This is a genomic window from Natronosalvus halobius, assembly GCF_024138145.1.
GTDB lineage: Archaea > Halobacteriota > Halobacteria > Halobacteriales > Natrialbaceae > Natronosalvus > Natronosalvus halobius.
This window is the reverse complement of record NZ_CP099997.1, coordinates 2,880,086-2,905,870: the sequence shown is the minus strand read 5'-3', so window position 1 is coordinate 2,905,870 and position 25,785 is coordinate 2,880,086. Positions and strand designations below refer to the sequence as shown.

At 66.3% G+C, this 25,785-nt stretch carries 26 protein-coding genes; 11 read left to right on the top strand and 15 right to left on the bottom strand.

What is annotated here, in order from left to right:
• Window positions 1–90: 90 nt before the first annotated feature.
• From pdxS to NGM15_RS14180, 4 genes are read right to left on the bottom strand one after another with little or no spacing between them, the layout of a single operon-like run.
• Window positions 91–999: a pyridoxal 5'-phosphate synthase lyase subunit PdxS gene (gene pdxS, locus NGM15_RS14195; RefSeq protein WP_253432229.1), complete on the bottom strand. Its 909-nt coding sequence runs from the start codon at window positions 997–999 to the stop codon at window positions 91–93.
• A 55-nt stretch (window positions 1,000–1,054) separates the two neighbouring features.
• Window positions 1,055–1,717, bottom strand: coding sequence for a DUF6517 family protein (locus NGM15_RS14190; protein WP_253432227.1), 663 nt, complete (start codon window positions 1,715–1,717; stop codon window positions 1,055–1,057).
• A 46-nt stretch (window positions 1,718–1,763) separates the two neighbouring features.
• Window positions 1,764–3,248: a sodium:solute symporter family protein gene (locus NGM15_RS14185; RefSeq protein WP_253432225.1), complete on the bottom strand. Its 1,485-nt coding sequence runs from the start codon at window positions 3,246–3,248 to the stop codon at window positions 1,764–1,766.
• Window positions 3,245–3,517, bottom strand: a complete 273-nt coding sequence (locus NGM15_RS14180) for a DUF3311 domain-containing protein (protein ID WP_253432223.1) — start codon at window positions 3,515–3,517, stop codon at window positions 3,245–3,247. The genes NGM15_RS14185 and NGM15_RS14180 overlap by 4 nt, the downstream gene beginning before the upstream one ends.
• Window positions 3,518–3,691: 174 nt before the next feature.
• On the opposite strand from NGM15_RS14180, the gene NGM15_RS14175 reads away from it, so the two are divergent.
• Window positions 3,692–4,789, top strand: coding sequence for an ArsR/SmtB family transcription factor (locus tag NGM15_RS14175; RefSeq protein WP_253432221.1), 1,098 nt, complete (start codon window positions 3,692–3,694; stop codon window positions 4,787–4,789).
• 66 nt (window positions 4,790–4,855) lie between these two features.
• Here NGM15_RS14175 and NGM15_RS14170 read toward each other — a convergent pair whose 3' ends face one another.
• Window positions 4,856–5,968, bottom strand: coding sequence for a CPBP family intramembrane glutamic endopeptidase (locus NGM15_RS14170; RefSeq protein ID WP_253432219.1), 1,113 nt, complete (start codon window positions 5,966–5,968; stop codon window positions 4,856–4,858).
• A 174-nt stretch (window positions 5,969–6,142) separates the two neighbouring features.
• Window positions 6,143–7,447: a glucose-6-phosphate isomerase gene (locus NGM15_RS14165; protein WP_253432217.1), complete on the bottom strand. Its 1,305-nt coding sequence runs from the start codon at window positions 7,445–7,447 to the stop codon at window positions 6,143–6,145.
• A gap of 124 nt (window positions 7,448–7,571) precedes the next feature.
• On the opposite strand from NGM15_RS14165, the gene NGM15_RS14160 reads away from it, so the two are divergent.
• Together NGM15_RS14160 and NGM15_RS14155 are read left to right on the top strand one after the other, a co-directional pair.
• Complete coding sequence (locus NGM15_RS14160; RefSeq protein WP_253432215.1) at window positions 7,572–8,123, top strand: DUF8056 family protein; 552 nt, start codon at window positions 7,572–7,574, stop codon at window positions 8,121–8,123.
• A gap of 93 nt (window positions 8,124–8,216) precedes the next feature.
• On the top strand, window positions 8,217–8,696 hold the full coding sequence (locus NGM15_RS14155) for a DUF5812 family protein (RefSeq protein ID WP_253432213.1): 480 nt from the start codon (window positions 8,217–8,219) through the stop codon (window positions 8,694–8,696).
• Between the two features lie 207 nt (window positions 8,697–8,903).
• On the opposite strand, the gene NGM15_RS14150 is transcribed toward NGM15_RS14155, so the two are convergent.
• Complete coding sequence (locus NGM15_RS14150; RefSeq protein ID WP_253432211.1) at window positions 8,904–9,704, bottom strand: Ig-like domain-containing protein; 801 nt, start codon at window positions 9,702–9,704, stop codon at window positions 8,904–8,906.
• 119 nt (window positions 9,705–9,823) lie between these two features.
• Here NGM15_RS14150 and NGM15_RS14145 point away from each other — a divergent pair, with 119 nt between their 5' ends.
• Both NGM15_RS14145 and NGM15_RS14140 read left to right on the top strand, forming a co-directional pair.
• A complete protein-coding gene (locus tag NGM15_RS14145) occupies window positions 9,824–9,997 on the top strand; it encodes a hypothetical protein (protein WP_253432210.1) in 174 nt (57 codons plus the stop codon).
• A 158-nt stretch (window positions 9,998–10,155) separates the two neighbouring features.
• Window positions 10,156–11,106: an HFX_2341 family transcriptional regulator gene (locus tag NGM15_RS14140; protein ID WP_253432209.1), complete on the top strand. Its 951-nt coding sequence runs from the start codon at window positions 10,156–10,158 to the stop codon at window positions 11,104–11,106.
• 13 nt (window positions 11,107–11,119) lie between these two features.
• Here the strand turns inward: NGM15_RS14140 and NGM15_RS14135 are convergent, their stop codons facing one another.
• A complete protein-coding gene (locus NGM15_RS14135; RefSeq protein WP_253432208.1) occupies window positions 11,120–11,761 on the bottom strand; it encodes a hypothetical protein in 642 nt (213 codons plus the stop codon).
• A 68-nt stretch (window positions 11,762–11,829) separates the two neighbouring features.
• On the bottom strand, window positions 11,830–14,559 hold the full coding sequence (locus NGM15_RS14130) for an efflux RND transporter permease subunit (protein WP_253432207.1): 2,730 nt from the start codon (window positions 14,557–14,559) through the stop codon (window positions 11,830–11,832).
• Between the two features lie 107 nt (window positions 14,560–14,666).
• Here NGM15_RS14130 and NGM15_RS14125 point away from each other — a divergent pair, with 107 nt between their 5' ends.
• On the top strand, window positions 14,667–15,320 hold the full coding sequence (locus NGM15_RS14125) for a DUF8102 family protein (protein WP_253432206.1): 654 nt from the start codon (window positions 14,667–14,669) through the stop codon (window positions 15,318–15,320).
• A gap of 152 nt (window positions 15,321–15,472) precedes the next feature.
• Here NGM15_RS14125 and NGM15_RS14120 read toward each other — a convergent pair whose 3' ends face one another.
• Together NGM15_RS14120 and NGM15_RS14115 are read right to left on the bottom strand one after the other, a co-directional pair.
• Window positions 15,473–15,898 carry a hypothetical protein gene (locus NGM15_RS14120; protein ID WP_253432205.1) on the bottom strand — a complete coding sequence of 142 codons (426 nt, stop codon included), beginning with the start codon at window positions 15,896–15,898 and terminating at the stop codon, window positions 15,473–15,475.
• The gene (locus tag NGM15_RS14115) at window positions 15,895–16,590 is read right to left on the bottom strand and encodes a DUF1405 domain-containing protein (RefSeq protein ID WP_253432204.1); all 696 of its coding nucleotides are present in this window, start codon (window positions 16,588–16,590) and stop codon (window positions 15,895–15,897) included. Before NGM15_RS14115 ends, NGM15_RS14120 begins: the two co-directional genes overlap by 4 nt.
• Before the next feature lie 257 nt (window positions 16,591–16,847).
• On the opposite strand from NGM15_RS14115, the gene NGM15_RS14110 reads away from it, so the two are divergent.
• Window positions 16,848–16,994, top strand: coding sequence for a hypothetical protein (locus NGM15_RS14110; RefSeq protein WP_253432202.1), 147 nt, complete (start codon window positions 16,848–16,850; stop codon window positions 16,992–16,994).
• Between the two features lie 115 nt (window positions 16,995–17,109).
• On the opposite strand, the gene NGM15_RS14105 is transcribed toward NGM15_RS14110, so the two are convergent.
• The gene (locus NGM15_RS14105) at window positions 17,110–17,262 is read right to left on the bottom strand and encodes a hypothetical protein (RefSeq protein ID WP_253432200.1); all 153 of its coding nucleotides are present in this window, start codon (window positions 17,260–17,262) and stop codon (window positions 17,110–17,112) included.
• A gap of 195 nt (window positions 17,263–17,457) precedes the next feature.
• Between NGM15_RS14105 and NGM15_RS14100 the strand changes: the two genes are divergently transcribed.
• Window positions 17,458–18,252 carry a YqcI/YcgG family protein gene (locus tag NGM15_RS14100; RefSeq protein WP_253432198.1) on the top strand — a complete coding sequence of 265 codons (795 nt, stop codon included), beginning with the start codon at window positions 17,458–17,460 and terminating at the stop codon, window positions 18,250–18,252.
• 219 nt (window positions 18,253–18,471) lie between these two features.
• Here NGM15_RS14100 and NGM15_RS14095 read toward each other — a convergent pair whose 3' ends face one another.
• Entirely contained in the window at window positions 18,472–18,846 is a 375-nt protein-coding gene (locus NGM15_RS14095; protein WP_253432196.1) for a hypothetical protein, read from the bottom strand.
• Between the two features lie 133 nt (window positions 18,847–18,979).
• Here NGM15_RS14095 and ileS point away from each other — a divergent pair, with 133 nt between their 5' ends.
• Complete coding sequence (gene ileS / locus NGM15_RS14090; protein WP_253432195.1) at window positions 18,980–22,237, top strand: isoleucine--tRNA ligase; 3,258 nt, start codon at window positions 18,980–18,982, stop codon at window positions 22,235–22,237.
• Window positions 22,238–22,315: 78 nt separating this feature from the next.
• Complete coding sequence (surE, locus tag NGM15_RS14085; RefSeq protein ID WP_253432193.1) at window positions 22,316–23,116, top strand: 5'/3'-nucleotidase SurE; 801 nt, start codon at window positions 22,316–22,318, stop codon at window positions 23,114–23,116.
• 92 nt (window positions 23,117–23,208) lie between these two features.
• Here surE and samp2 read toward each other — a convergent pair whose 3' ends face one another.
• On the bottom strand, window positions 23,209–23,433 hold the full coding sequence (samp2, locus tag NGM15_RS14080) for a ubiquitin-like small modifier protein SAMP2 (RefSeq protein ID WP_253432191.1): 225 nt from the start codon (window positions 23,431–23,433) through the stop codon (window positions 23,209–23,211).
• Window positions 23,434–23,494: 61 nt separating this feature from the next.
• Window positions 23,495–24,586 (bottom strand): bactofilin family protein, encoded by a 1,092-nt coding sequence (locus NGM15_RS14075; RefSeq protein WP_253432189.1) that lies wholly within the window; start codon window positions 24,584–24,586, stop codon window positions 23,495–23,497.
• Window positions 24,587–24,750: 164 nt separating this feature from the next.
• Between NGM15_RS14075 and NGM15_RS14070 the strand changes: the two genes are divergently transcribed.
• A complete protein-coding gene (locus NGM15_RS14070) occupies window positions 24,751–25,767 on the top strand; it encodes a replication factor C small subunit (protein WP_253432186.1) in 1,017 nt (338 codons plus the stop codon).
• Window positions 25,768–25,785: the final 18 nt, after the last annotated feature.

Sequence of the window (25,785 nt, the reverse complement as noted above, 5' to 3'; positions counted from 1 at the left end):
AAAACGGGGCGCCTTACCAGGGAAAGGTCGCGAGGCAGGAATCGCGTTCGGGCCGCCGATTCGGTGACGAAGACGGGTTCGAGTCCTCGTTCAGACGCCTCGGCCCTGCATCCGCTCCTCTTCGGGCAGGTCGACGTTCGCGTCGCCCTTCATGCTTTTGCCCAGGTTCTTCGAAATTTCGGCGAGCGATTCGGGGTCGTCCCAGTGGTTGACCGCTTCGACGATGGCCTCGGCCATCTCCGGCGGGTTCTCCGCCCCGAAGATGCCGCTGCCGACGAAGATCCCGTCGCAGTCGTGCGTCATCATGAGCGCGGCGTCTGCCGGGGTGGCGATACCGCCCGCGGCGAAGTTCACCACGGGAAGGCGGCCCATCTCGGCGGCCTCGTGGACCAGGCCCGCGTTCGCCTCGATCTCGCGGGCGTAGGCCTCGCGTTCCTCGTGGCTCATCCCCTCGAGTTTACGAATCTCGCCCTTGATCGTGCGCTGGTGGTAGACCGCCTGGTTGACGTCGCCAGTGCCCGCTTCGCCCTTGGTGCGGATCATGGCCGCGCCCTCGTCGATCCGGCGCAGGGCCTCCCCGAGGTTGCGCGCGCCGCAAACGAACGGCGCGGTGAACGCGCGCTTGTCGATGTGGTAGTCGTTGTCCGCGGGCGTGAGCACCTCGCTCTCGTCGATCATGTCGACGCCGACGGCCTCGAGGATCTGTGCTTCGGTGCGGTGGCCGATACGGGCCTTGCCCATGACGGGGATCGAGACGGAGTCGACGATCTCCTCGACGTCAGCGGGGTCGGCCATTCGAGCGACGCCGCCGCGCTTTCTGATGTCGGCGGGGACAGCCTCGAGCGCCATCACGGCGACGGCGCCAGCGTCCTCCGCAATCCGGGCCTGTTCGGGATTCACGACGTCCATGATGACGCCGCCTTTCTGCATGCGGGCGAAGCCGCGCTTGACGAGATCGGTGCCGCGTCGGAGCTCCTCGAGATCGGTTGGTTCGGGCATAAACGAGCGTTCGGAACCCCTGCACTTACGCGTGTCTGTTGGGCTTCGCGGCTCGTCAGTCGATCGCCGATTCGTCCAGCTCCGCCGCCGCGTCTACCTCCTCCAACCCCTCGACCGAGTCGACCGTCTCTCGAACGCGAGCGCGGACGAACGCGGCGATCGTCTCGCGGTCGGTTGTCGGATGAATCTCGGCCCCGACTTCTGCCTCGGCCTCGACCCCAACCTGGAGGGCGTCCTCGGGCGGCGCCTCGAGCGGGATCGTCCCGCCCGCCATCACGAACCGGTCCCCTGCGGGCCAGGCCGCGAGGTGCGTTTCGGTGTCGATCCGGGCGTCGCCGACAAGATGAGTCGTCTCGAAGACGTACCACCGACCGGCGATACCGTCGCCGCGGTCGAACTCGGTGACGGACCGTTCGTCCTGGACGGTGATCCCCTCTTCGTCGAGCAGGGAGACGAACCGTTCTTTGGCCGGGTCCGCGGCCAGCGACATCACGTCCTCGACGGATTTCCCGAGCGCCGACAGCGACGGCGAGAGGTCGACGTCGATTCCGAGCAGCGACCGAGGCTGAATATCACAGTGGCCGATTTTCGGCGTCTCGGCGTGCTCGTAGACCGTCGTCTCGGCTGTGATCGACAGTAGCGAGATCGAAACGTCCTCGGTTCTCGAGCCGACGGGCACCCACGTCTCGTGAAGCGACGGTGGCAACGCGGCGGTCATACCACCGCTTCGACGGCCGCCCTTTTTGCCGTGGCGGTCTCCCGGCTCAGTCGGCCTCGAGCGCCTCGAAGTAGATCGCTCGTTGCTCGGTAGCCGCGGGAGCGGTGAGCCACGAGACACCCACGGTAAGTGCGAGACCGAGGCCCATTCCGACGAGGCCGGCCGACCAGCCGCCGTAGCTACCGGGGACGAACGGGAGGAAGACGCTCGCGAGGTAGAAGGCCTGACTCCCCAGAATTCCTGCGGTAATGCCGGCTCGAGTCGTCCCGCGCCAGTAGAGCGCGACCATCACCGGCAGGGCGAGCTGGGCGAACCCGCTGAAGGCGGCGTTGCCGAGGTCGAACAGCGTGGCCGCGTTGTAGAGGCTCGCGAGGAAGGTGGAGACGGCGAAGACGACGACACCGAGGCGCGCGATCGTGTCCTCGCGACGTTCCGAGAGCGTTGCGTCGACGAACGGACGATAGAGGTCCCGGGTGAAGTACGACGACCCCGACAGTAACATGGAATCCGAGGAGGACATCATCGCCGCCATTGCGCCCGCGATGACGAGCGCAGCGAACCACGTCGGGGTGAACTCGGCGAGAATTAGCGGGAGGACGTTGCCGCCGGCTTCGATTTCGGCGACCGAAATGCCGGTCTCGAGCCCGCGTGCCCAGGCGCCGAGCAGGAACGCGGGAACGAAGAGGAGCAGACAGAGGACGGGCCAGAGGGCAAACGAGCGCTTGAGCACCGCCTTCGACCCGGCGGCGAAGAAGCGCTGGTTGACCTGCGGGAACATGGCGACGCCGAACCCGATCGTGATCGCCGTCGAGAGCACGAACTGCGGGGAGTAGTAGGCCCCGCCCAGCGCGAGGTGTTCGCTCGCGGTCGCCTCGAGTTCGGTCGTCGCCGCAGTCGGCCCACCGACGGCGGCGAGCACCCAGAGCAAGGCGACCCACGTGGTGACGAGCATGAACGCACCCTGGAGCGTGTCCGTCCAGGCGATGCCCCGGAAGCCGGCGAGGACGACGTAGAGGATCATGAAGAGAGTGATGAGGCCCGCCCCGCCGGCGTAGGGAATCGCGCCGTCGGTCAGCGCCTCGAGGGCGGTCCCCGCGCCGACCTGCTGGAGCATCACGTACGGGAAGAGCCACATGAGGCTCACCCCGGCGACGAGGCCCCGGAGGCGCCTCGAGCCGAAACGGTCGCCGAGCATCTCCCCGAGGGTGACGTAGCCGCGTTGCTGGCCCAGTAGCCACTGTTTGTAGCCGATGACGTACCAGAGAACGGCGAAGATGAGGCCGTCCATGACGCCCATGACGAGGATCCACTCGGGACCGTGGAGGAAGGCCAGGTTCGGTCCGGCGAAGAAGGTGAACGCCGAGAGCAGGGTTGCAAAGGTGGTAAACAGTAGGACGATGGTTCCGAGCGTTCGACTGGCGAGGTAGAAGTCCTCGGCCGTCCGCTCGGTGAGCCGGTAGGCGACGAGACCGACGGCGAGCGCGAGCAGGAGGTAGCCGACGATGATCCCGAGCTGGAGCGCGAGGGTCACCGGCGATCACCCCTACCGTCTGCTCGGCCGTCCGACCGTGGTGACCGTGACCGTGGCTGCGGTCGGTTCGGTTCGATGCCGACGCCCCAGGCGCGCTGGGCAAACGTCCAGAAGAGCACAGAACACAGCGCCAACCAGCCGACGTGCCACCAGAGCCACAGCGGCAGGCCGAACGCGGTCGCCGCGTTCCCCCAGAGGAACCACGGGATGCCGAGGAGACAGACGAGCACCGCCGCGAGGATCCAGCCGATTCGTTCGAGTCGATTCATACGCCCCGTCGTCACTCGTCCTGGGTAATTGTTTCTATTCGACGGCGTCCTTTGAAGACGATCGTTCATCAATGGCGTTTCAGGGGGTTTCGAGCGGGTCTCCGGAAGGTAAAACGAATCTTTTACGTAGGGAAAGGGGTATGTATGTCGGCGAGAATACCAGAATAGAGACCGATGGCCCGGCTGTTTCCCCTTCGTTCCGAGACGCCCGCCCAGGAGGGCCAGCCTCGAGTCGTCGACCTCGAGGACGAGGACGCCGACGCGGTGTTCGGTGCGCTGTCGTCGACCACGGCTCGGCGGATCTACAGTCACTTAAACGACGAACCCGGGACGCCGAGCGACGTCGCCGATGCGATCGATTCCTCGATCCAGAACGTCCGCTACCACCTCGAGAAACTCGAGGATGCGGGATTGGTCGAGGTCGTCGACACATGGTACTCCTCGCGGGGCAACGAGATGAGCGTCTACGCGACGGCTGACGGGCCGCTGATCGTGACGAGCGACCGGTCGACGGCCGAGCGGTTGAAGACGGCCCTCTCGCGATTCATCGGGGGCGTCGCGGCCCTCGCCGGTGGGAGTTTGCTCGTCCAGTACGGGCTCTCGAGATACGTGGGTCCACAGGCGGGAACGGAAGGGACGGCAGGAACGGGCGGAACGACTGATGGTGGGGCTGCTGGGAACGGGAATGGAAATGAGAACGGAGATGGGGCCGGCGACGAGGCCGGCAACGGAAACGGGGCCAGCGACGAGTCTGGCAACGGAAACGGAGCGGCTACCGACGATAGCACAGACAGTACAGACGCCCCCGAAACCGAAGATAGCGAGACGGCAGAGGAAGATACGGCCGACGGCGATGGGGCCGATGGAACCGATAGCGGGGACGGTGGTGACGGTGGCGACGATGGCGACATGAGTACCACCGACGTGGACGAATCCGACGAGGCCCCGGAAGCCGAGGACGACGTCTCGAGCGACGACACCTCGAGTGACAGCGACGGTAACGACTCGGCCACGGAGGACGACGCCGCCGACGCGGACGGCGCCAACTACAGCGACAACAGCACCGACGGCGATGTCGCCACCGACGGGGGAAACGAGTCGGTCGCCCCGTCGGGCGACGGTAACGGCAGCGTCGACGGCGTCACGGACGGCGCTGCGGAGGCTGCCGACGCCATCTTCGCGACGATTCCCCCAGGAGCACTCTTCTTCCTCGGCGGACTGGTCGTTCTGATCGCCGTCACCGTGTACTGGTACTGGGCGACTGCCTACTGAGGCGGGTCGCTCGAGTCGAGTACGGTGAAAAAGTCTTACTGGCTGGCGAGACGTGCGATTACACGCTCACAGGACGAACGACGCGAAGACGACCGCGTTGTAGACGCCGTGGACGAGCGCCGGGACGACGATATTCTCCGTCAGGAGGTAGACCGTCCCGAGCACGAGCGAGAGGCCGAAGACGACGGCGAGGCTAGCGATGAGTGCCCCCGACCCGGCCGTCGAGTACGCGCTCGTGTGAAACGCGGCGAAGACGACGCTCGAGACCAGCAACGCGCCGAGCGGGGAGAAAAGGTCGGACATCGACTTCTGAATCACGTTTCGGTAGAGCAGTTCCTCGAACGGGCCGGTGACGAGAATCGAGGCGGGGATCATCACGTAAACCAGCGTGGGATTGGCCCGGACCTGCTGTTCGATGCTGTGTTCGGAACTCTCGACGCCACCCGAGAGGAACAGTTCCGAGATGACGACGTTGGCGAGGAAGATGAGGCCGATACCGGCAGCGATCCAGCCGACCGTCCGCAGGCTCGGACGCTCGAGGTCGACGTACGAGAGCCCCCGGTCGGTGAGAAAGAGGTACGCGACCGCAGTCGCCGCCGTCCCGACGGCGAAGGCAAGTCGCTCGACGGCCGTCTCCTGGACGCCGGTCAATTCCCCGACCGCCACTGTCGTGAGGGTCGCGAACACGGCGTACACGAGGCCAGTCACGACCAGGGAGACGAACGCGAGAAGCGTGAGGCGAGCGGTCAACCCCATCCGCTGAACCAGGCCGAGGACGGAAACCGAACCGTACTCCGCCAGGGCGATTCCGACGCTCACGACGGCTGCGAGGAAGGCGACGAAGGTGGCCGGAACCGTCCCCTCGAGGCCGGGGACAGCCGTCGTCCCGGACGCACCCTGTGTGAGGGCGTAGCCGGCGAGCAAGACGACCAACAGGCTACAGAAGACGCCCCCGAGACTGTAGCGGCGCTCGAGGAGGCCGTAACGGCGGCCGGCGAAGACGAGGATCGTTCCGAAGGCGAACAGGAGGCCGAGCACCACCGCCAGGCGATCGACGCCATCCCGAACGGGGACGGCGAGGCTGGTCGTCGCGAGCGCGGCGACGACGAGCCCGATACCGGCGACCGCTCCCGCATCGTCGGTCGATCGGGCGCGGTCGTCCTGTGCGGTCTCGTTCATACGCGTTCCTTCGGTCGAACGGTTATAGGCGCTCTGCAATCGGCTCTCGGTTGCGCGCTTCGAGTGATTCGAGGGACCGCTACCACCTCTCGAGGGACCGCTACCACCTCTCGAGGGACCGCTACCACCTCTCGAGGGACCGCTACCACCTCTCGAGGGACCGCAATCACCGGTTCACCGCTCGACGCGTAGCGTCGTCTTCTCGGCAACCGCCTCGGCTTCCTCGAAGTCACCGCCCCCGAGCAGTCCACGAGTGGCCTTCTTCGCCCACTCGACGGCTGGTTGGGTGAACGTGCTCACCTCGTAGAGTTCGCCCGCGAGGACGCAGGCGGCTTCCATGCCGTAGAGGAGGCTACCCAGTTCGAAGGCATCGACCGACTCGAGTTCGACCCTGACGTTGGGGCGGCCGGCCGCCGCCAGACTCGCCTCGGTGGCCTCGAACTCCGCCTCGAGCAACTCGCCGAGGGTGGCGTCGCCGAGGTAGGCAAGTTCGTCGACGTCGGTCCCGGGAATCTCGCGATCGGTGGTTTCCCGCGGTGTGACGAACGTCACCAGCTTGTCGCGGGGGCCGGCCCGATAGAGTTGGAGCTGTGAGTGCTGGTCAGTCACCCCCAGCGCGCGGACGGGGGTCTGGCCCAGGTCGTCCTTGCCGAGGCTCTCGGCCCACAGCTGGGCGAACCACTCGGCGTAGGTCTCGAGCGACTCCGCGTAGGGGACCATCGCGTTCATCGAGGCGCCACGCGCGTCGAGCGCGTAGGCCGTCGCGCCGTAGGCATAGGCCGGACACTCGAACAGCGAGCCAGTCAGCGAGTCGGCTTCGGCCGCAGCCCCCTCCAGGATGGCCTCCAGATCGTGTCCGCAGACGGCTGCGGCGACCAGGCCGACCGCCGAGAGCGCCGAAAATCGGCCGGGGACGCCGTCGGGCACGGAGACGGCGGCGAGATCGTGGCGATCGGCGAGCGAGCGAAGCGGGCCGGACTCGCCGGTCGTGACGACCGTGCGGTCGGTCCAGTCGACGCCGGCGTCCTCGAAGGCCTCGCGGACGACCAGGAAGTTCGCGAGCGTCTCGGCGGTCGTCCCCGAACGCGAGACGACGTTGATCGCGGTCGACTCGAGGGGAAGGGCCCCGAGGCGTCGGGTGATCCAGGCGGGGTCGACGTTGTCGAGATAGATCGCCTCGGTGCCATCGCCCGCGTCGGCGAGCGCGTCCGTAATCGTCGCCGCGCCGAGCGCGCTCCCGCCAATGCCGATCGTGACGAGCGCGTCCGCGTCGGCCACCGGCTCGACGGCGGTTCGGATCGCGTCGGGATCCGTCCGCTCGGGAAGGTTCAGGGCGGCGTAGCCGTGTTCGTCGTTCGCCCGTCCCGCCTCGATTCGCTCGTGCGCCGTCGCGACCCGTTCGTCCAGACGCTCGAGACCCTCCCGCGAGATGCCCGGAGAAGCGACCGACGCGAGCGCGTTGCCGATGTCGACGTCCATATCGGAGAGGCGATAGCGACCGGTAAAGGCGTTCCGTCACGCCTCGAAGCGGCGTTCGCTCCGAGCGAAGACTGGACGCTCGAGCATCGCATCCCTTATTCGCTCCGACTGCCAATCGCGGGCAATGAGCGCGTCTGACGAGTCGGTCGACTCCGGAGCCACACCCGGCGACGAGACGACCGACTCGAAGACGTACGGCGGAGTCCTCGGGGCGTTCCCGTACGCGATTCGTCAGAGCAACTCCCGGCTGTTCAGGAGCTACGTCCTCGTCGGCGGGGCCGTCGCGACGATCCTCGTGTTCGCGTTCGCCCTCTCCCTGGTTCGCGTGATCGGGGAAACGGTCGGCACGACGGCGACGCTGTCGTTCTCCCGATCGTTCGTCATCGTCGTCGGTATGGTCGTCGTCGCGCCGATCCTCGCGCCCGTCTTGCTCGTCGCCCGACGCCACCGGCGACGGGTCGGCGACGACGTTCGGTACGACCGGCGACTCGCCGCCAGTGGCTACCTCTTTCTCGCCGCACTGTACGTCGGCCTGATTCCAACAGTCCCGGCGGAGTTTCAGACCGAAGGCGGCGCAGTAGTAGGATTTCTGTACGGCCTCCCGGCCGCCGTCGGCCTCGCCATCCCTGCACTCGCCGGGGCCGGGATCTACGTCGTCCACCGGGTCTCCCGGTAGCCGAGCGGAGAGCGGGCGCACTCGAGTCGATTCGGGAACGCAAGCCTGTGGCGAGTCGAAACCCCGAAAGCCGTCGCGCTCCTTCTCACGAGCATGACCGAGAAGACGGGCACCTTCGTCGTCACCCACGCCGAGGACGAGTCGGTCGTCCTCCGGGACATCGACTCCGCCCAGGTACACACGCTCGCCGCGAACGATGGCCTCGAGATACACGATGTGCTCGAGGCGACGATCGCCCCCGAACCGCCCCTCGAGGTCTCCTGGACGCTGGTCGACGTCGAGGATCGGCGCCGCGTCGAACTGGTCGATAGCGACCTCGAGCCGACCACTCACTCGAAGGACCTCGTCGCCAATGCCGACGTCGGCGACCTTCACCAGCACGAGCGGGCTGGAACGGGCGAGGTTCACGTCTTTCGCGTTCCCGCTGCGCACGTCGAGGAGGCGGCCCGCGACGTCCTCCAGGACGAGGAGACCATCGCGCGGGCGGCCCGCCTCGAAGCCGTGCGCGTCGAGGTTCGTCGAGCGGTGGACGGCGAGGACGGCGTGTTGAGCGTCAGGTACCTGCCGGACTGACTCGGGCGCAAAACTACATATTTTGAAGTGATCGAGAGTGAGTGTTTGCGTCGAAAACGAGCGTTGTCGATAGAGCACTATCTACGAGGGACGCTATCCACGAGTAACAGACTGGGAGCGACGCCGAGGCAATCGTGTCCCGAACTCGAGTCAAACCCTCACGCCCAGCAGCCTTCGACGTTCGTGCCGAATCGGTTCCGATCGTGCTCAGAACTCGCCGTACGGACCGCGCCGTTCGATCGACACCTCGCCGGTGGCCAGGATACGAACCAGCCAGTTCGCGCTCCGGTTCGGATCGACAGTCCACGTTTCGGACGCCCTCGCCCCCTCGTCCGTCTCGATCGAAATCCCGTGGTCCCCGCGAACGGCGCTCACGTTTCGAACGTGGACGGCCGATCGAGGCTCGAGATCGACAGTTTCCTCGTACGCCGTGTCGCCCTCGTGGGTCACGGTGACGGTGACATCGTGGGCGAGGTGGTCGAAGTTAGTGACGGCGAATCCCGAGGCGCGTCCGTCCGCGTAGTCGGCCCCGAACGTTCGGTCGGCATCCCGGTGCTCGGTGGCTTCGTCGCCGATCCGAACGGCGTACGCCTCGCCGACGGCCCACTCGATAGGTGGTGGTCCGTAATCGCGGTGTTCGGGTTCCGAACCCGCCCCACACCGCGAGTAGCCGGTCGCCACGGCGAACGCGTAGACGCCGTGATCAGTTTTGGCCTCCAGGATGGCGTCGGACGCGACGTCGATCTCCTGCAGGTCACGGCAGTCGAGTGTGTTGTACGCGAGCGCGTGTTCGTACCCGGTGACGTAGGCCGAGACGCGCTCGCCCGTCATCTCGGAAGGTCGTTCGGGTGGTTCTTCCGGACCTGGCGGGAGCGCAGGCGGATCGGCCGGCTCGGGCGGGTGCGGATCGAACGTCGTCGAGTCCGGCCCGCTCTCGAGACGGTCCGTCAGCGAAATCGGAAAAGTGCCCCCGATTCCGGTTGCCGCGAGGAAGTGGCGTCGATTCACGTCGCTTGGAGAGACAGTCAGTCGATAAATAACTTCTCGCCGATCGAGAGGTCTGGTACCACGGGTCGAAGACACTATCTTCGGGGAATGTACTTGGCCACGGAGACAAACACTAAGGCATGGACGAAGAGAGCGCCACGGCGGCGAACGAGAACGCCAGCGACGAACCGGACGAGAACACCGCGGACGAAGCCGAACTGGTGGCATGGGTCGAACAGCAACATGGTCGGGAACTCACCGAGGAAGAGGAAAATCTGTCTCTCGCCCAGGCTCGTCTGATCGGCGAGTTCTGAGGCGTCCCAGTCGTTCGGATGGAACGCACGGTCGGTTCGGTTACAGAGACGCTGACGGCAGCCAGAACGACAGCGACTGACGATGACGGTGACGTCGTAAGCGCCACAGCGGTCGAGAGTCTGGTGGTTTTTATACCGTCCAGCCACCTCTACCGCGTATGCAAACGCACATCGTCCCGGTCGGGTTCGACTACGACCGGCTGATCGCCCCGCTGGTGCGCGATCAGTACGGCGTCGACCGCGTCATCCTCCTGGAGGGAGCCGTCGGGAGCGAGGCCAACGTCGAGTACTCCCGGCACCTCTCACAGAAACTCGAGACCGACTTCCAGAACCTGCTGGGGGCGACTACCGAGCGGTTCGTCCTGGAGGACGTTTACGACTACGACGAGGCGTTCGAGCAGGCCTACGACCTGATCAACGACGAACTCGACGAGGGCAACGAGGTCTGGGTCAACATCGCCGCCATGCCCCGGACGGTGAGCTTCGCGTTCGCGACCGCTGCTCACTCCCTGATGGTCGAGCGCCAGGACGACCGCGAACACATCCACACCTACTACACGGCCCCGGAGAAGTACCTCGAGACGGAACTGGCCGAGGAGTTACGCGAGCAGTCGGCGTTGCTCGAGGATCTGCTTGCGAAGGTACGCGAGTCCGACAGGGGCGGATCCACGGACGTCGTCGAGGACGACCGCGTGGCGACCCGCCTCGAGAGCGCCCAACAACTCCTCGCGGAGTTCGACGAGCGCGGAACGACCATCGGCGCGAAGGAGATCGACGGCGAGCACATCGTGGAGTTGCCCGTGGCCTCCTTCTCGAACGTCAAGCCGTTCGAGGAACTCATCCTCTACAAACTCGGCGAGGACGGCGAGTTTGAGTCCGTCTCGGAGCTCGCAGAGGCCCTCTCGCGCGAACTCAACGAGGAGTACACCGACAGCTTCCGCTCGAAGGTGATCTACAACGTCGATCGACTGGGCCCGGGCGGCAAGGGCTACATCGAGCGCGAGGAACACGGAAAGTCCTATCGGACGCGGCTGTCGCGGATCGGCGAACTGTGGGTCCGCGCGCACTCGGATTCCGATTCGAACCTAGGTGCAACGACGGGAACGTGAGCGCGACCGATTGTTAGCGTCCGTTTCCGCGATCCGAATGGTCGTTCTCGCCGTCCTCGCGAGTCCCTTCGTCGTTCGCTTCACCGCGATCCCGGTCGCCGTTCGTCTCGTCGCCGTCGTCGGCGGAACGCGGGCCGGAACCTGAGCCCGCGTGCGCAGGTGATCCGGAACCGGCGTGTGCCGGCGCGTTTGCGTGTGCTGGCGGACCAGGACGGTCGAACCCCGGCTCGGCTTCCACTCGAGTCGAGGGCACGCCGCGTTCGTCGTCCGATCGAGCGGAGGGACCCTCGGTCGCCGTCTCGGAGGACTGAGATCTCGAGTCTGTCGACCGATCGTCGGCGCCGTCCTCGCGCGTCACTGGCGTTCCGGATCCCGCCTCCGTCCCCGATCCTTCGTCGTTGGCCTCGTCGGTGGATTCCGTAGGCGACGTCGAATCGGTTCCGTCGTCGACCAGCGGCGAGTCAGTCCACACCGGCGGCGACGGCGTCGGTGCTGGGGGATCGGTAGGCCCGTCACTCGAGTCAATCACGTCCGGCTCGAGGGCCGGGCCAAGCAAGAGGGCGAGTCCAACGAAGGTGACGGCGGCGAGTACGATCGGAACGACGAGACCGAACGTCGAGGGGCCACCGTCGCGCTCCGACGAGTCGTCAGCCATCGTGTCGGTCGAGACGGGATCGATGGCCTTCGTTACGCACAGCCAACTGGCGGCTTCGACGTCTCGATTTATACGTTCGACCTACCCAGCCGCTCGAGCACCCGTTCCCGAACGACGAACAAGGACGGGAGAACCGTCAGACAGGCGACGAACGCGAACACGATCGCCAGCCCGGTCACCAGTCCGAACCGCTGGAGCGGCGGCGCGAGCGCGAGCGCGAGTACCCCGAATCCGGCGGCGGTCGTCGCGGCACTTCCGAGCAAGGCACCGCCTGTCCCGGTCACCGTCGCCGAGAGGGCGGCCTCGAGGGTCGGGCGCTCGCGCCGCTCGGCGAGGAAGCGCTCCCCGAGGTGGATACTGTAGTCGACCCCGAGACCGATCGCGAGGCTCGTGATGACGGCCGTCTCGCTGTTGAACGGGATGTCGAGGAGCGCCATCGCGCCGAGCAGCCACGCCAGCGCGGCGACGACGGGCGCGAGCGTCACCAGACCGAGTGAGAGCGTGCGATAGCGGACCCAGTAGAGAACGGTGAGGAAGACGAAGATCACGACGAGAGTCACCGCGAACGCCTGGACGAGCGTCTCGAGCAGGGCGTCCTGGATCACCGCGGTCGTGACGGGGCCGCCGGTGGCGACAGCCGTGACCGATCCGCCGCGGTCGGCCGTTCCGTCCTCGACCGCGGTTGCTAATGCGCGCGTGTCGTCGGCGACGACCTGGGCGGATTCGTCGCCGCGCACGGAGACGACGAGACGGGCGGACTCGTAGGCGCCGTCGTCGGTTCGCTCGAGCACCGTCCCGGCGGCTTCGGCGTCGGCTTCGAATAGTAGGTCGTACAGGCCAGCCAGGTCCTCGTCCGGAACGCCGTCGCCGTCCGTGTCGCGCTCCTCGAGGGCGGTTGCGAGGGTGTCGTTGTCGTCCGCAACCGCCCGAATGGTCGACAGCGGCCCCTCGAGGGCGGCGGTGCCGTCGGAGCGAACGACGACGGTGCCGTTGGGATCGACGCCAGTTCGAGCGTCCTGGATCGCCTCGAGGAGGGAGGGGTCGGTGATGGCGGTGCCGTCGTCGGTTTCACTTCCATCTCCGCGTATCAGCACCTGTGCCCGCCCGCCGTCGCCTCGCTGCTGGAAATTCTCACCGAGGTACTCGACGTCCTCCGCGATGGTGTACGTCCCGGCCGCTAGCGGCCCGGGAAGGGACTTCGTCCACTCGGGGGCGTCCTGCGGGAGGAAGTCGGCCCGATTGAACTCGGTGTCGATGCCGGTCGCGCCGTAGACGCCGCCCCCAGCGACGAGGAAGGCGACGAGGACCACGGCGAGCGGGGCGCGTTTCGCCAGCGTGACGCCGCTCGAGAGCGCGCGGTTGACCGGGCCCGGTGTGGAACCGAAGGCCGGCTTCGCACGGTTTCGTCCAAAGCGGTTCTCGAGCAGGCCGTCGACTTCGACCTTCAGCGCGGGGACGAAGAGGCCGAAGGCGACGAATGTGGCGAAGATGCCGCCGGCACTGAGGATCGCGAAGTTCTGGATCGCCGGGAGCGGACTGACGACGTTCGAGAGGAAGCCGACGCCGGTCGAGAACGTGGCCGCCGCGAGCGCGAGGACGACGCCGCTCACGGCGAGGATCATGCCGCGGCGGATGCCGGGCTCGCTTCCTCCGTCGGCAGTGACCCCCGCATTGCCGCCACCGCTGCCGGCCGCCTCGAGCGTCCCGTTCCTGGCCTCCCGGTAGCGCATTACGACGTGCAACGAGTAGTCGATCGAGAGCCCGATCAGGAGGAAGGGGACAGCGATCAACAGCTGGCTGGTCGGAATCTCGAGCCAGCCGAGGAGGCCGCCGAGCCAGGCCATCACGACGGCGATGCCGGTCAGCCCAAGGAGGACGTCGACCACGTCGCGGTAGGTGACGCCCAGGACGAACAGGACGAGCACCAGCGCGACGGGCGTGATGATGGCGAAGCTGTCGCCGACGGCGCTCGAGGAGGCCTCGTCGGAGATGCCCTGACCGAAGACGAAGCCATCGTCGAAGCGCTGGTCGAACAGGGTCTCGAGTTCGACCTGGGCGTCGTGGGCGGCCTGTTCGGCGGTCTCGTCGGTGGTGGCTCCGTCAGGAGTTGTTTCGTCAGCAGCCGTTTCGTCGGCCTCGCTACCATCGTTGCTCGCGTCCGAGATTCTGTCACTCCCCTCCTGGAACACGAACGTGATTCGCGACTCGGCGCTCGTCGACCCCGGTTCGTAGCTCGAGGGGAGGAACTCGTAGGGATCGCCCCCGCGCGTCTCGGCGTCCGGATCGAGTACGTCCGCGAGCAGGGACTCGACCTCCTCGTCCGATCGATCCTCGAGCGCCGTAATCTGCTCCTCGAGCGTGGGCTGGCTGGTGTCTGGCGGGCCCTGTCCCTCGCTCGCTGCGGCCCGATCTTCGAAGACCGCACCCGTCGCGACGACGTTCTCGAGGCCGACGAACCCCTCCTCGGCCAGCGTGGCATTTCGCTCGGCGTCCTCGCGGAACTCCTGCTGGAGGCGTAAGCTCTCGAGCAGGGAATCGCGGGTGAGGACGTCGCTGCCCTCGTCGCGGACGACCACCTGGGTGACGATCCGGTCGTCGGTCTCGTAGCGTTCGTCGACGTACTCGAGGGCCGCGGTCTCCTCGGAGTCGGTCTCGAACTGGCCGATCTCGCCCTCCTCGTTCTCGCCGATCGCCGCGCCGACGGCGACGACCGCGGTACACAGGAGGACGAGCACGACGACGAGTCGCGCGTTCGAAACGATCCAGTCCGCGTAGCGAGCCGCAATGCTGCCGCTCACGGCCCGTCGCCTCCCTCCTCGGCGTGAGAATCCATTGCCGACGTTTCGAATCGGGTAAGTGATAGGTGTTCGGATCGAAACCGGTGTCGTATAATCCGAACCCGATTATGAACACGGAAATCGACCGCGAGCGCGGCGTCCTCAGCCCCGCGGATCGCGCTTACCTGCTCGGCGAACGGGAGATGAGCCACGACCAGTCAAGACGGAACGCGGAGGCCCGAATCAGACGCCGGATCCGCGCCGGCGTGCTCGACTTCGACCTCCTCTTGCATACGCTCTCGGAGAAGGATCGTCGACAGGTGTTCGAACGATCGGGGACCGACGAGGGCGAGGCGCTCCTCGGGGCCGTCCGGGCGATGGTCGCCTTCGCCTACCTGGGACTCGAGGAATCGGGGACCAACTTCGAGGAGATCCTCGAGCCCGCAGTCAGGGGCTCCGAGGAGTACCTCGCGGCGTCCGCGGACGACGAGACCGTCTCGGTCGACGTCACCTTCGAGGTCGAGACGGCCGTCGAATCCTCGCTTTCGGGCGTCGTCTCGCGCCTCGAGGCCGGCGATCCCGTTACGCCGCGCGAACTGTTTACCCTCGTCATGCAGGGCGACCACGACCCGACGAGCCACGACCGAATCGCGCTCGTCAACGCGGACGGTGCGGATCTCACTGACGGCTTCCTCGAGCGGATGGCGGCGTACCTCGAGGGCGACCTGCGACGGGTGACCGACTCGAGGGCGGTGATCGACCTCGAGGGCGGGGGCTTCTGAGGCGACGAACTACCGGCTTCGGCGGCACTGCCGGCTGTTCGATACCGACCGAAATCGCGGCCGACGTGGTATCGGCCACGGGTGCGCTCGAGTGTTGCGATTATCCCGCGAACCGGGAGACTTCGTCTCCGATCCTCCTCCGGAGATAACCGTTACTGCTGCTCTATTTCGTCACCGTCACCGTCACCGAGCGCCCGTCGACGAAGCCACTCGAGACCCAGTGCACCGGCGGCGAGGCTCGCGATGGGAGTGAAACCGGGCTGGCCGTCGCCGTCTGCATCGGCTCCACCCTCGGTAGAACCGTCACCGTCATCACTCTCATTGCCATCACCGCCGCTCGTATCCGTCGATCCGTCGCCGTCACCACCGTCACTCGACTCGCCGTCGCCGCTGCCGTCGTCCGTTTCGTTCGAGCCGTCGTCGGAGCCACCGTCGTTTTGGTCGCCGTCGTCACCGCCATCAGAGCCGTCTCCGTCGGCATCACCGTCCTGCGCTTCGGACGAGCGAAGGGCACGAAGAGTGTGATTTTCGGTACGTGTGTATACAGTATCGGAATTGGCCGCCGGTATTCCTTTCACTCGGCCGCGACCCGCCGAGCCGTTTCGCACAGTTTCGCCCGGGTCGCCAGCGACAGAAACAACGCCAGCAGCGTACAGGTCACCTCGCCGGCGCCGATGACGCCCAGCGCGTCGGCCCCGAGGTACATCGATTCGGTTCGCTCAAGCGGGATCGCCGTGTGGTGGAGGTCGCCGACGACGGGCACGAAGTAATCCAGGACGAGGTTGACGCCGTAGTACGCGAGCGCGACGGCGATGGCCCAGACGGGAAAGTCAGAGATCCGGTGGAGGACGAACGCCTGGACGACCATCGCGAGGTGGCTCCAGAAGAGGAAGTGAAACATCAGCGGGTCGAGGTAGCTGTAGGCGTCCCAGAAGGCGAGCAGCGTGTAGGGTGTCCAGAGTCCGAGGATGATATTTCCGAAGAAGGCGATGGCGGTGAGCCAGGGCAGTTCGTGACCGAGTTTCCAGGCGGCGATGGCCAGCGCGATAGCCAGCGTCGCCAGCGGACTGTCGGGCACGAACGGCCACATCACGGGCGATGTCGACAGGAGCTGGGCCTGGTAGTACCAGAACCCGAAGACCGTTCCCGCGAGGTTGATCGCGACCACGAGCCACGCGAATCGGAGCCCCAGGTCCTCGAGCGCCGTCGGCACCGGCGCCAGGTATCGCGGGAGCGGCTGGCGGTCGGCCACTCGCGTGTGTGCTGTCATCGCTACCGACCACGAAGACGGGGTGCAAAACGATAGCGGTCCATCCCTTCGGTGTCCGAACCCGTCGACTGCTCGCTCGAGTCGAGCACCCGGTCGTCAAACGGAGTGCAGTTACGTCGGGACGACGGTATAGTGGGACGACGGCACAACGGTGAAACGGCGGAGACGGCGGTACGGCAGAACGGTGGGCGAGGTATGGCGGAGACGACAGGAGCGCGTGCGAGTCCTTTATGTGCCCGCCGTCTGAATATCAACCAATGAAATCCGATGGATCGTCAATGGCCGGCGAGGATCGAACGTTCACCCGCGAGATCATGTTCGTCATGCTCCTGTGGATCGTCGCCGTCGTCGCCGCCGGCATCGTCCTGATCCTCTTCCGGGACGTGCTGACCGGATTGTTCTGAGGCGGCTCGCGTCCGGCGCGACGACCACGAGGGCGACGAGTCGAGAGCCTCGCTACCGGCTCCTTCGTCGATTCAGTTCTCGAGATTCGGTTTTCGAGGTACGGCCCTCGAACGGTCAAAGCATTCGATACCGGAACAGCAGGTAGACGATCACGAAGACGAACGCGCTCGCGAAGAGGTACTCGCCGGTCGTGATCGCGTAGACGAGCGCCCCCGCGTTGAGCACGATGCCGAAGAGGTAGATCGGTCCCAGCCGATCGGTGTTCATGCGGCTCTCACCCGACGGAGTGACTCGAGTTGGTCGGTCACCAGGCTGTCGACGGCCATCGTCGCCCTCTCGAGGGGCCAGGGACCTCAATCCGTCGGTCGGCGACCACTGAGAGCGCGGATCAGCTAGTGTGGTCGGTTCCATCGTCGTGACCGGATCCGAAACGAATAGCACCACCGGGCCCCAGAATCCGATATGAACGAGACTGGCGCGGGCGCTCTCCTGGACCAGGCGACTCTCGAGGCGCGCGTCGAATCGGGTGCGGTCCCCGACTGGGTCGCGGCGCACTACGAGAGCTTCACCGACGGGGTCCTCGGGAGCCACGACGACAGCCCCTTCCCCTGTTACTTCGGCGTCGAGTCCGTCCAGGAGGGGTGGCCGCTGTACACCGCCGTCGAGTCGATGACCGACAGGGACGCCCTCTTCGCGCTGGGCGAAGCCATCCTCGAGTACCTCGAGGTGTACGAAGACCACAGCGAACTGGCCTCGCTGGTGACGTTCTTCAGGCCGCCCGAGCGCGAGTTGCGAGAGCGGGAGTACCACGAGGCCCTCTGGCACATCTTGCAGGTACTCCACGCCCACGACCCCGAGCCCTGGCCCGCGGACATCCCGACCGACCCCGACACCAGCACCTGGGAGTTCTGCTTCGGCGGCGAGCCCATGTTCCCGACCTGTCGCGCGCCGTTCTACGACGTCCGGCAGAGTCGCTACTGTCCGATTGGTCTCGAAATTACCTTCCAGCCCCGGGCGCTGTTCGATGGGATCACCGCCGACACGGCTGCCGGTCAGCGCGCTCGCGAGGTCATCCAGGGTCGTCTCGAGGACTACGACGGCGTCTGTCCCCACGCCGACCTCGGAGACTGGGGCGTCGACGGCGACCGCGAGTGGGTGCAGTATATGCTCTCCTCGGAGGAGTCACAGTCGCCCGACACCTGTCCCATGCAGGTGAGCCGCGACCACCCGAAGGGGCCGGTCGTCATCGGCCAGTGAGCGACGGGACTCGCGGCCGCGACGCTCGAGACGACGGCGAAAAACCGGCACGCCTAGCCGATATCGGGCCAGCGACGAGTCGAGCGGGTCCCTGACCGTCCGTGGTCAGCGATCCGCCGTTCGACTCGAGGCTAGAGAAATTTCGAAGACGCCGGCGATCAGCCCCGCCATCCCCAGTAGAATCAGGCCAGCGACGCCGGTGATGACGACGGGTTCTCGTTACGACGTCGTCAGGAAAAACGAGACGGCGAGGAGCGTAGAGAGCGCGACCACGACGGCGAGAGCGCCGGCGACGCCGGGGCGCACCCACGCGAGGCCGGAATCGGGAACCCAAGCGCGACCACGAACGAGAGACGCGACCGCCGCCCCCGTGAGTCCGAGCACGAGAACGTAGGCGACAAACAGGATCGAGGAAGTGGCGCCCGCGAACTCGACGGCGATTATCTCCTCGAGGACGCCGAACCCCGCCAAGACGAGGTAGCCCGGGATCTGCAGGGACTGAAACGACGTCGAGAGGGCGAGGACGTACAGACCGCCGAAGACGACCGTCGCGACGACGGCGTCGCGAACGAACGTGCGTTGGCGTGCGTGCATCGGTTACGTGTACGCTCTCCGACAGCAAAGGTGTACTGTCCGCTCCTCGCCCGAGCGTCCCTCACGCTTCCGATCCGGCAGATCCGTCTGCCCAACCGATTCCTCTTTACTCCCGGAGTGATTCACCACGGGTATGAGCCGGTTCGAGGAGGTGGACGACCAGTACGATCCCCACGCGCTCGAGGAGCGCGTGTTCGACCACTGGGACGAGGTCGACGCCTACGAACGAACGAAGCAGCATCGCGCCGACGGTGAGTCGTTCTTCTTCGTCGACGGCCCGCCGTACACCTCCGGGGCGGCCCACATGGGCACGACCTGGAACAAGAGTCTCAAGGACCTCTACATCCGCTTCAAGCGGATGCAGGGGTACAACGTCACCGACCGGCCGGGCTACGACATGCACGGCCTGCCCATCGAGACGAAAGTCGAGGAGGAACTCGGCTTCGAGAACAAGAAGGACATCGAGGCCTACGGCGAGGAGAATTTTATCCAGGCGTGCAAGGAGTATGCCGACGAGCAACTCGAGGGCCTGCAATCGGACTTCAAGTCCTTCGGCGTCTGGATGGACTGGGACGACCCGTACAAGACGGTAAATCCGGAGTACATGGAGGCCGCCTGGTGGGGCTTCTCGAAGGCCGCCGAGCGTGGGCTGGTCGAGCAGGGCCAGCGCTCCATCTCGCAGTGCCCCCGATGTGAAACCGGCCTCGCGAACAACGAGGTCGAGTACGAGGACGTCGAGGACCCCTCTATCTACGTGAAATTCGATCTCGTCGATCGCGAGGGATCGATCGTCATCTGGACGACCACCCCGTGGACCATCCCCGCGAACGCCTTCACGGCCGTCGATCCGGACCTCGAGTACGTCGGCGTTCGCGCCGAAAAGGACGGGAAAGAAGAGGTGCTCTACGTTGCCGAAGCCTGCCTCGAGGGCGTTCTGAAGAAGGGGCGCTACGAGGACTACGAGGTCCTCGAGGAACTCACCGGCGAGCAGATGCTCGGCTGGGAGTACGAACACCCCCTTGCAGAGGAAGTTCCGGACCACGCGAGCCACGAGGGCGTCCACCAGGTGTACGCCGCGGACTACGTCGAGGCCGACCGTACGGGCCTCGTCCACTCCGCACCCGGCCACGGTGAGGAGGACTTCGTCCGCGGGCGGGAACTCAGCTTTCCGATCTTCTGTCCTGTCGGGAGCGATGGCGTCTACACCGAGGACGGCGGGAAGTACGCGGGCCAGTTCGTCAAGGAGGCCGACGAGGAGATCACCGCCGACCTCGAGGCAAACGGCGCCCTCCTCGCGTCGGAGACGGTCACCCACAGCTACGGCCACTGCTGGCGCTGTGACACCGGCATCATCCAGATCGTCACCGACCAGTGGTTCATCACGATCACGGACGTCAAGGACGAACTCCTGGACAACATCGAGGACAGCGAGTGGTTCCCCGACTGGGCCCGCGACAACCGCTTCCGGGACTTCGTCGAGGACGCCCCCGACTGGAACGTCTCCCGCCAGCGCTACTGGGGCATCCCGATCCCGATCTGGACGCCCGAAGGCCGGGACGACGATGGGGCGGCTACCGCCGCCAATCAAAAGCGTGCCAGCGGGCACGCAGACGAGGACATGATCGTCATCTCGACTCGCGAGGAACTCGCCGAGCGCGTCGACCAGGATGTCGACCCCGAAACCGTCGACATCCACAAAGACGTCGTCGACGAGCTGACGATCACCGAGGACGGAACGACATACACCCGTGTGCCGGACGTCTTCGACGTCTGGCTCGACTCCTCGGTGGCGTCGTGGGGAACGCTGAACTTCCCCGGCGAGCAGGAGCGATTCGAGGAACTCTGGCCCGCCGACTTCATTCTCGAGGCTCACGACCAGACGCGGGGCTGGTTCTGGTCCCAGCTGGGGATGGGTACCGCCGCGATGGGCGAGGTTCCCTACGACAAAGTGCTCATGCACGGCCACGCGCTGGACGAGGACGGCCGGAAGATGTCCAAGTCAGTCGGAAACGTCGTGGAACCACACGAGGCCATCGAGCGCCACGGCTCCGACGCGATGCGGATGTTCCTGCTCTCGGCGAACCCGCAGGGCGAGGACATGCGCTTCTCGTGGGACGGCATGCGGACGATGGAGAACCACCTCCGGACGCTCTGGAACGTGTTCCGGTTCCCGCTGCCGTACATGCGACTGGACGGGTTCGATCCCGCGGATACCGATCTCGAGTCGGTCGACTCCGATCTAGAACTCGTGGACGAGTGGGTCCTCGCCCGCCTCCAGTCCACAAAGGACGAGATGACCGAACACCTCGAGCAGTTCCGCCAGGATCGAGCGCTCGAGGCGCTGCTCGAGTTCCTCGTCGAGGACGTCTCCCGGTTCTACGTCCAGGCGGTCCGCGAGCGGATGTGGGACGAATCGGACAGCCCATCGAAGGCGGCCGCGTACGCGACGATCTACCGCGTCCTCCGCGAGGTCGTGGTGCTGCTCGCGCCCTACGCGCCGTTCGTCACCGAGGAGATCTACGGCACCCTCACGGGCGACGAAGGCCATCCGACAGTCCACATGGAGGACTGGCCCGCAGTCGAGGAATACTGGGCCGACCCCGAACTCGAGACCGACGTGGCCTACGTCCGCGCCATCGAGGAGGCGGGGGCGAACGCCCGCCAGCAGGCCGGACGAAAGCTCCGCTGGCCCGTCCCGCGCGTAGTCGTCGCGGCGGACGACGAACGGGCCGTCGAGGCCGTCGAACGCCACGAATCCCTCGTCACAGATCGACTCAACGCCCGCGCGGTCGAACTCGTCGGCCCCGGCCAGCAGTGGGGCGAACTCGCCTACAGCGCCGAGGCCGACATGAGCGAACTCGGCCCCGCCTTCGGCGGCCGCGCCGGCGAGGTCATGAACGCGCTCAACGAAGCCCGGATCGAAGAGCCGAGCCTCGAGGCGCTCGAGGCGGCCGTCTCGGACGCACTGGACGGCGAGAAACTGACCGAGGCGATGGTCTCGTTCGTCACCCAGACCCCCGACGACGTCGCCGGCACCGCGTTCGCCCTCGACGGCGACGACAGGGGCGTCGTCTACGTCGACGCCTCGCTCACGGACGACATCGAGAGCGAAGGGTACGCCCGCGAGGTCATCCGCCGCGTCCAGGAGATGCGCAAGGAACTCGACCTGGACGTCGAGGAGCGCATCGCGCTCGAGATCGAGATCCAGGACGACCGCGTGTCCGACCTCGTCCGCCAGCGCGAGAACCTGATCCGCGAGGAGGTCCGCGCCGAGGCGCTGCGAGCGGTCGACGTGGACGGCTCCGACGCCTACCGGAAGACGTGGGACGTCGAGGGCGTAACGATGGAGTTGGCGCTCGAGCCGGTTGCGGCGGCGGAAGCCTCGGACTGAGCGACTCGAGGCCGACTATCGCCGGCTGTATCCGACGGGTAACGAAAGCTGATAGTCGTGGCCGCCGAAGATCGAGGCATGTCCGCCCGACCGGCCGTGTTGCTGACGAACGACGACGGGATCGACGCGACTGGAATCCGGGCACTCTACGACGCGCTCGAACCCGTCGCGGACGTGACGATGGTCGCACCCGCCACCGACCGGAGCGGCATGTCCAGGAGCGACTCCAGGGCGTTCACCGTCGAGGAGCGAGCGGAGGGGTACGCCGTCGACGGCACTCCGGTCGACTGCGTCCACTTCGGGCGGGGCAAACTCGAGCGGGAGTTCGACGTCGTCGTCTCCGGCTGTAACGACAGCCCGAACCTCGGCGCGCACAAGATCGAGCGCTCGGGGACGGTCTGTGCAGCCATCGAGGCCGGCTTCCTCGGCCTGCCGGGAATCGCCCTCTCGCTGTACGACTCCGTGACGGGGAGCCGCGAGTTCGTCCGGGACGAGTACGCCGACGCCGAGCGGATCACCCGATACCTGGTCCGGGAAACTCTCGAGCTCGGCGACCGACGGCCGTTCGACTACCTCAACGTCAACGTTCCCGCCGGCGAGTCCGACCCGCGGATCAGGATCACGGAGCCGACCTACCACTTCGACGTGCGGATCGACGAGCGACCGGATGGCACCTACCGCGCCTGGGATCACTTCTACGACCCGCTGGATCCCAGCGTGGACGTCGATCTGACCGATCCCGTCGGCACCGACCGTCGGGCCGTCGCCGACGGCGAGGTGTCGATCACGCCGCTGTTCGTCGACCACCGGACGCCCGAACCCGACGCGCTCGAGTCGCTGGCGAGCGGCTATTCGAGCGACGATGACGTGAGTCGCTAGGCGGTTCGATCGGTCGCCTGACCCTCGCAAGAAATACTATAGAAGGTATAGCAATACTTCGAGAGACCGAGCTCTCGAGCCAGTGGTCCAAACTACCCGCCCTTGATCAACCGCAGGACGGTCATCGTCTCGGTATCGATTGGTTGATCCTCTGGTACCGGGCGACCGTCGACGAGGACGCTCACCTCGTGGGGGCTGAGGTCCACGGCGGCGAGGGCGTCGGCGTAGGTGGGGACGTCACCGTCGTACTCGAGGGTTGCGAACTCGAGTTCTCTCGTCCCCTCGCCTTTGACGTCGACAGTTACGCGGTCAGGCATTCGTGTTCGGCTCGAAGTTGCCAGCGCGAGCACTTGAGCGCGTCGCTCGCGGTCTACACGTTCACGCGGCGGCGTCACCGGATTCCGGGCGACCGGTGTCGGTGGCCGACTGTCTGACCCGACGACGATGCGCGAGTAGCCCGCCGACGAGCGCTCCGAGGCCGAGAAGCATGATCAGGAAGTTGAGGAACCAGCCGACGAGCGGAACCATCCCGACGAGCGCGCCGGCGACCAGGCCGACCACCAGTGCGAGCCAGCGGTTGTGAACGTCCACGAGCGAGAGCGCCCACGCGGCGACGGCGAACCGTCCGTAGACCACCCCGACCCAGACGAGGAACGCGAACGCCAGCGCTCCCACCAGCGAGAGCGGGATGCCGATCACGGTCAGCGCGACCGCGACCAGGAGGATCGGCACGCCGATCAGGACCGCGAGTCCGATCACCCCCGTTCGCACCGGATCCGCCGCGACTCGGGCGGCGACCCCGTCCGAAAACCGGGGGAAGAGTGCGAGCAGGACCACACCCAGCAGCAGGTTCGCCGCGAGCGCGTAGGCGGCCACGATCCACGAGGCCAACGGGAGGACCACGGGTGCGAGATCGACGCCGAGCGACGAGTCCTGGGTAATCTCGCCCGCGACGGCGCCGGTGTTCCCCTGCAGGTTACCGTCGTACCGGAGGTTCCCCTCGATTGCCGCCGACTCCCCGAGGGTGATCGTTTCGGCGCCGATCATCGCGTCGCCCGCGATCGTCCCCTCGATGGTCACCGTCCCAGCGCCGACCTCGAGGGAGCCATCCACGATGCCGCTCTCGCCGATCTCGAGGGTACCCGCGGCGCCGGCGACGCTGCCTCCGACGTGCCCGTCTATCTGGACCGTGCCGCCGACCGCATTGACGTCCCCGCGAACCTCGCCGCGCTCGGCGACGATCACGTTTCCGGAGACCGCGTTCACGTCGCCCGTGACGGTCCCTTCGACGACCACGTTCCCCGAGACGGCGTTGACCTCGTCGACAGTTTCGTCCTCGGCGACGACGACGTTGCCGCTGACCCCGTTTTCGGACTGCGCCAGCGCCACGCCGGGTACGAGCGCGAGGACGAGCAGCGTCGCGATAGCGACGACGACGATACGAGTCGATAATTGGGATTTAGTTGACATATTACCAGTAGCTAGTACGCCATGCTCGACGATAAAACACCACTGCAGGTCCCGTTGGCGGAGCCGATTGAGGGCGCCGTCTCTCCTTCCGAGTGGCGCGATCGCGTCGCCAGCGCAAACACCGCTTCGGTCGTTTTATTGCCGGCGCTCCCCTCGTCGGGGACATGAGCGAAGACGAGGCCGAGCCGTCGCCTGCCGACGCCGAGTCGGCCGGCCAGACGGAGTCGGTCGCGGGACGAACCGAGGTCTGGATCGAGAAGTACCGGCCCGAGACGTTAGACGAGATCAAGGGCCACGAGAACATCGTGCCCCGACTGGTAAGCTACGTCGAGCAAAACGATCTCCCCAATCTCATGTTCTCGGGGCCGGCCGGCACCGGCAAGACCACCGCAGCCCAGGCTGTCGCCCGCGAACTCTACGGCGAAGACTGGCGGGAGAACTTCCTCGAGTTGAACGCCTCCGACGAGCGCGGCATCGACGTCGTCAGGGACCGAATCAAGAACTTCGCACGCTCGAGTTTCGGCGGCTACAACTACCGCATCATCTTCCTGGACGAAGCCGACGCGCTGACGAGCGACGCCCAGTCGGCGCTGCGCCGGACCATGGAGCAGTTCTCCCACAACACGCGCTTCATCCTCTCGTGTAACTACTCGAGCCAGATTATCGACCCGATCCAGTCTCGTTGCGCCGTGTTTCGCTTCACGGAACTCTCCGATGACGCCGTCGAGGCACAGGTGCGCGAGATCGCCGACACCGAGGGCATCGAGGTGACCGACGACGGCGTCGACGCGCTCGTCTACGCCGCCGCGGGCGACATGCGCAAGGCGATCAACGGCCTGCAGGCCGCGGCCGTCATGGGCGACGCCGTCGACGAGGAGGGCGTCTTCGCGATCACGGCGACCGCCCGGCCCGAGGAGGTCGAGGAGATGGTCGAGAAGGCCATCGCCGGCGACTTCACGGCGGCCAGGGCCACCCTCGACTCGCTGCTCACCGACCGCGGACTCGCTGGCGGCGACGTGATCGATCAGCTGCACCGGTCGGCCTGGGAGTTCGACCTCGAGGAACTGGCCACGGTGCGCCTGCTCGAGCGTCTGGGCGAAGTCGACTATCGAATTACGGAGGGGGCGAACGAGCGGCTGCAACTCGAGGCGATGTTGGCGTCGCTGGCGCTCGAGGAGTGACGTTCGCGGAGAAGAGAT

What these genes read in the sequence shown, in the direction of transcription:
- pdxS (WP_253432229.1), bottom strand. Translation starts at nt 999, where the DNA reads ATGCCCGAACCAACCGATCTCGAGGAGCTCCGACGCGGCACCGATCTC.
- NGM15_RS14190 (WP_253432227.1), bottom strand. Translation starts at nt 1,717, where the DNA reads ATGACCGCCGCGTTGCCACCGTCGCTTCACGAGACGTGGGTGCCCGTC.
- NGM15_RS14180 (WP_253432223.1), bottom strand. Translation starts at nt 3,517, where the DNA reads ATGAATCGACTCGAACGAATCGGCTGGATCCTCGCGGCGGTGCTCGTC.
- NGM15_RS14175 (WP_253432221.1), top strand. Translation starts at nt 3,692, where the DNA reads ATGGCCCGGCTGTTTCCCCTTCGTTCCGAGACGCCCGCCCAGGAGGGC.
- NGM15_RS14170 (WP_253432219.1), bottom strand. Translation starts at nt 5,968, where the DNA reads ATGAACGAGACCGCACAGGACGACCGCGCCCGATCGACCGACGATGCG.
- NGM15_RS14165 (WP_253432217.1), bottom strand. Translation starts at nt 7,447, where the DNA reads ATGGACGTCGACATCGGCAACGCGCTCGCGTCGGTCGCTTCTCCGGGC.
- NGM15_RS14160 (WP_253432215.1), top strand. Translation starts at nt 7,572, where the DNA reads ATGAGCGCGTCTGACGAGTCGGTCGACTCCGGAGCCACACCCGGCGAC.
- NGM15_RS14155 (WP_253432213.1), top strand. Translation starts at nt 8,217, where the DNA reads ATGACCGAGAAGACGGGCACCTTCGTCGTCACCCACGCCGAGGACGAG.
- NGM15_RS14145 (WP_253432210.1), top strand. Translation starts at nt 9,824, where the DNA reads ATGGACGAAGAGAGCGCCACGGCGGCGAACGAGAACGCCAGCGACGAA.
- NGM15_RS14140 (WP_253432209.1), top strand. Translation starts at nt 10,156, where the DNA reads ATGCAAACGCACATCGTCCCGGTCGGGTTCGACTACGACCGGCTGATC.
- NGM15_RS14135 (WP_253432208.1), bottom strand. Translation starts at nt 11,761, where the DNA reads ATGGCTGACGACTCGTCGGAGCGCGACGGTGGCCCCTCGACGTTCGGT.
- NGM15_RS14125 (WP_253432206.1), top strand. Translation starts at nt 14,667, where the DNA reads ATGAACACGGAAATCGACCGCGAGCGCGGCGTCCTCAGCCCCGCGGAT.
- NGM15_RS14115 (WP_253432204.1), bottom strand. Translation starts at nt 16,590, where the DNA reads ATGACAGCACACACGCGAGTGGCCGACCGCCAGCCGCTCCCGCGATAC.
- NGM15_RS14110 (WP_253432202.1), top strand. Translation starts at nt 16,848, where the DNA reads ATGAAATCCGATGGATCGTCAATGGCCGGCGAGGATCGAACGTTCACC.
- NGM15_RS14105 (WP_253432200.1), bottom strand. Translation starts at nt 17,262, where the DNA reads ATGAACACCGATCGGCTGGGACCGATCTACCTCTTCGGCATCGTGCTC.
- NGM15_RS14100 (WP_253432198.1), top strand. Translation starts at nt 17,458, where the DNA reads ATGAACGAGACTGGCGCGGGCGCTCTCCTGGACCAGGCGACTCTCGAG.
- NGM15_RS14095 (WP_253432196.1), bottom strand. Translation starts at nt 18,846, where the DNA reads ATGCACGCACGCCAACGCACGTTCGTTCGCGACGCCGTCGTCGCGACG.
- ileS (WP_253432195.1), top strand. Translation starts at nt 18,980, where the DNA reads ATGAGCCGGTTCGAGGAGGTGGACGACCAGTACGATCCCCACGCGCTC.
- surE (WP_253432193.1), top strand. Translation starts at nt 22,316, where the DNA reads ATGTCCGCCCGACCGGCCGTGTTGCTGACGAACGACGACGGGATCGAC.
- samp2 (WP_253432191.1), bottom strand. Translation starts at nt 23,433, where the DNA reads ATGCCTGACCGCGTAACTGTCGACGTCAAAGGCGAGGGGACGAGAGAA.
- NGM15_RS14075 (WP_253432189.1), bottom strand. Translation starts at nt 24,586, where the DNA reads ATGTCAACTAAATCCCAATTATCGACTCGTATCGTCGTCGTCGCTATC.
- NGM15_RS14070 (WP_253432186.1), top strand. Translation starts at nt 24,751, where the DNA reads ATGAGCGAAGACGAGGCCGAGCCGTCGCCTGCCGACGCCGAGTCGGCC.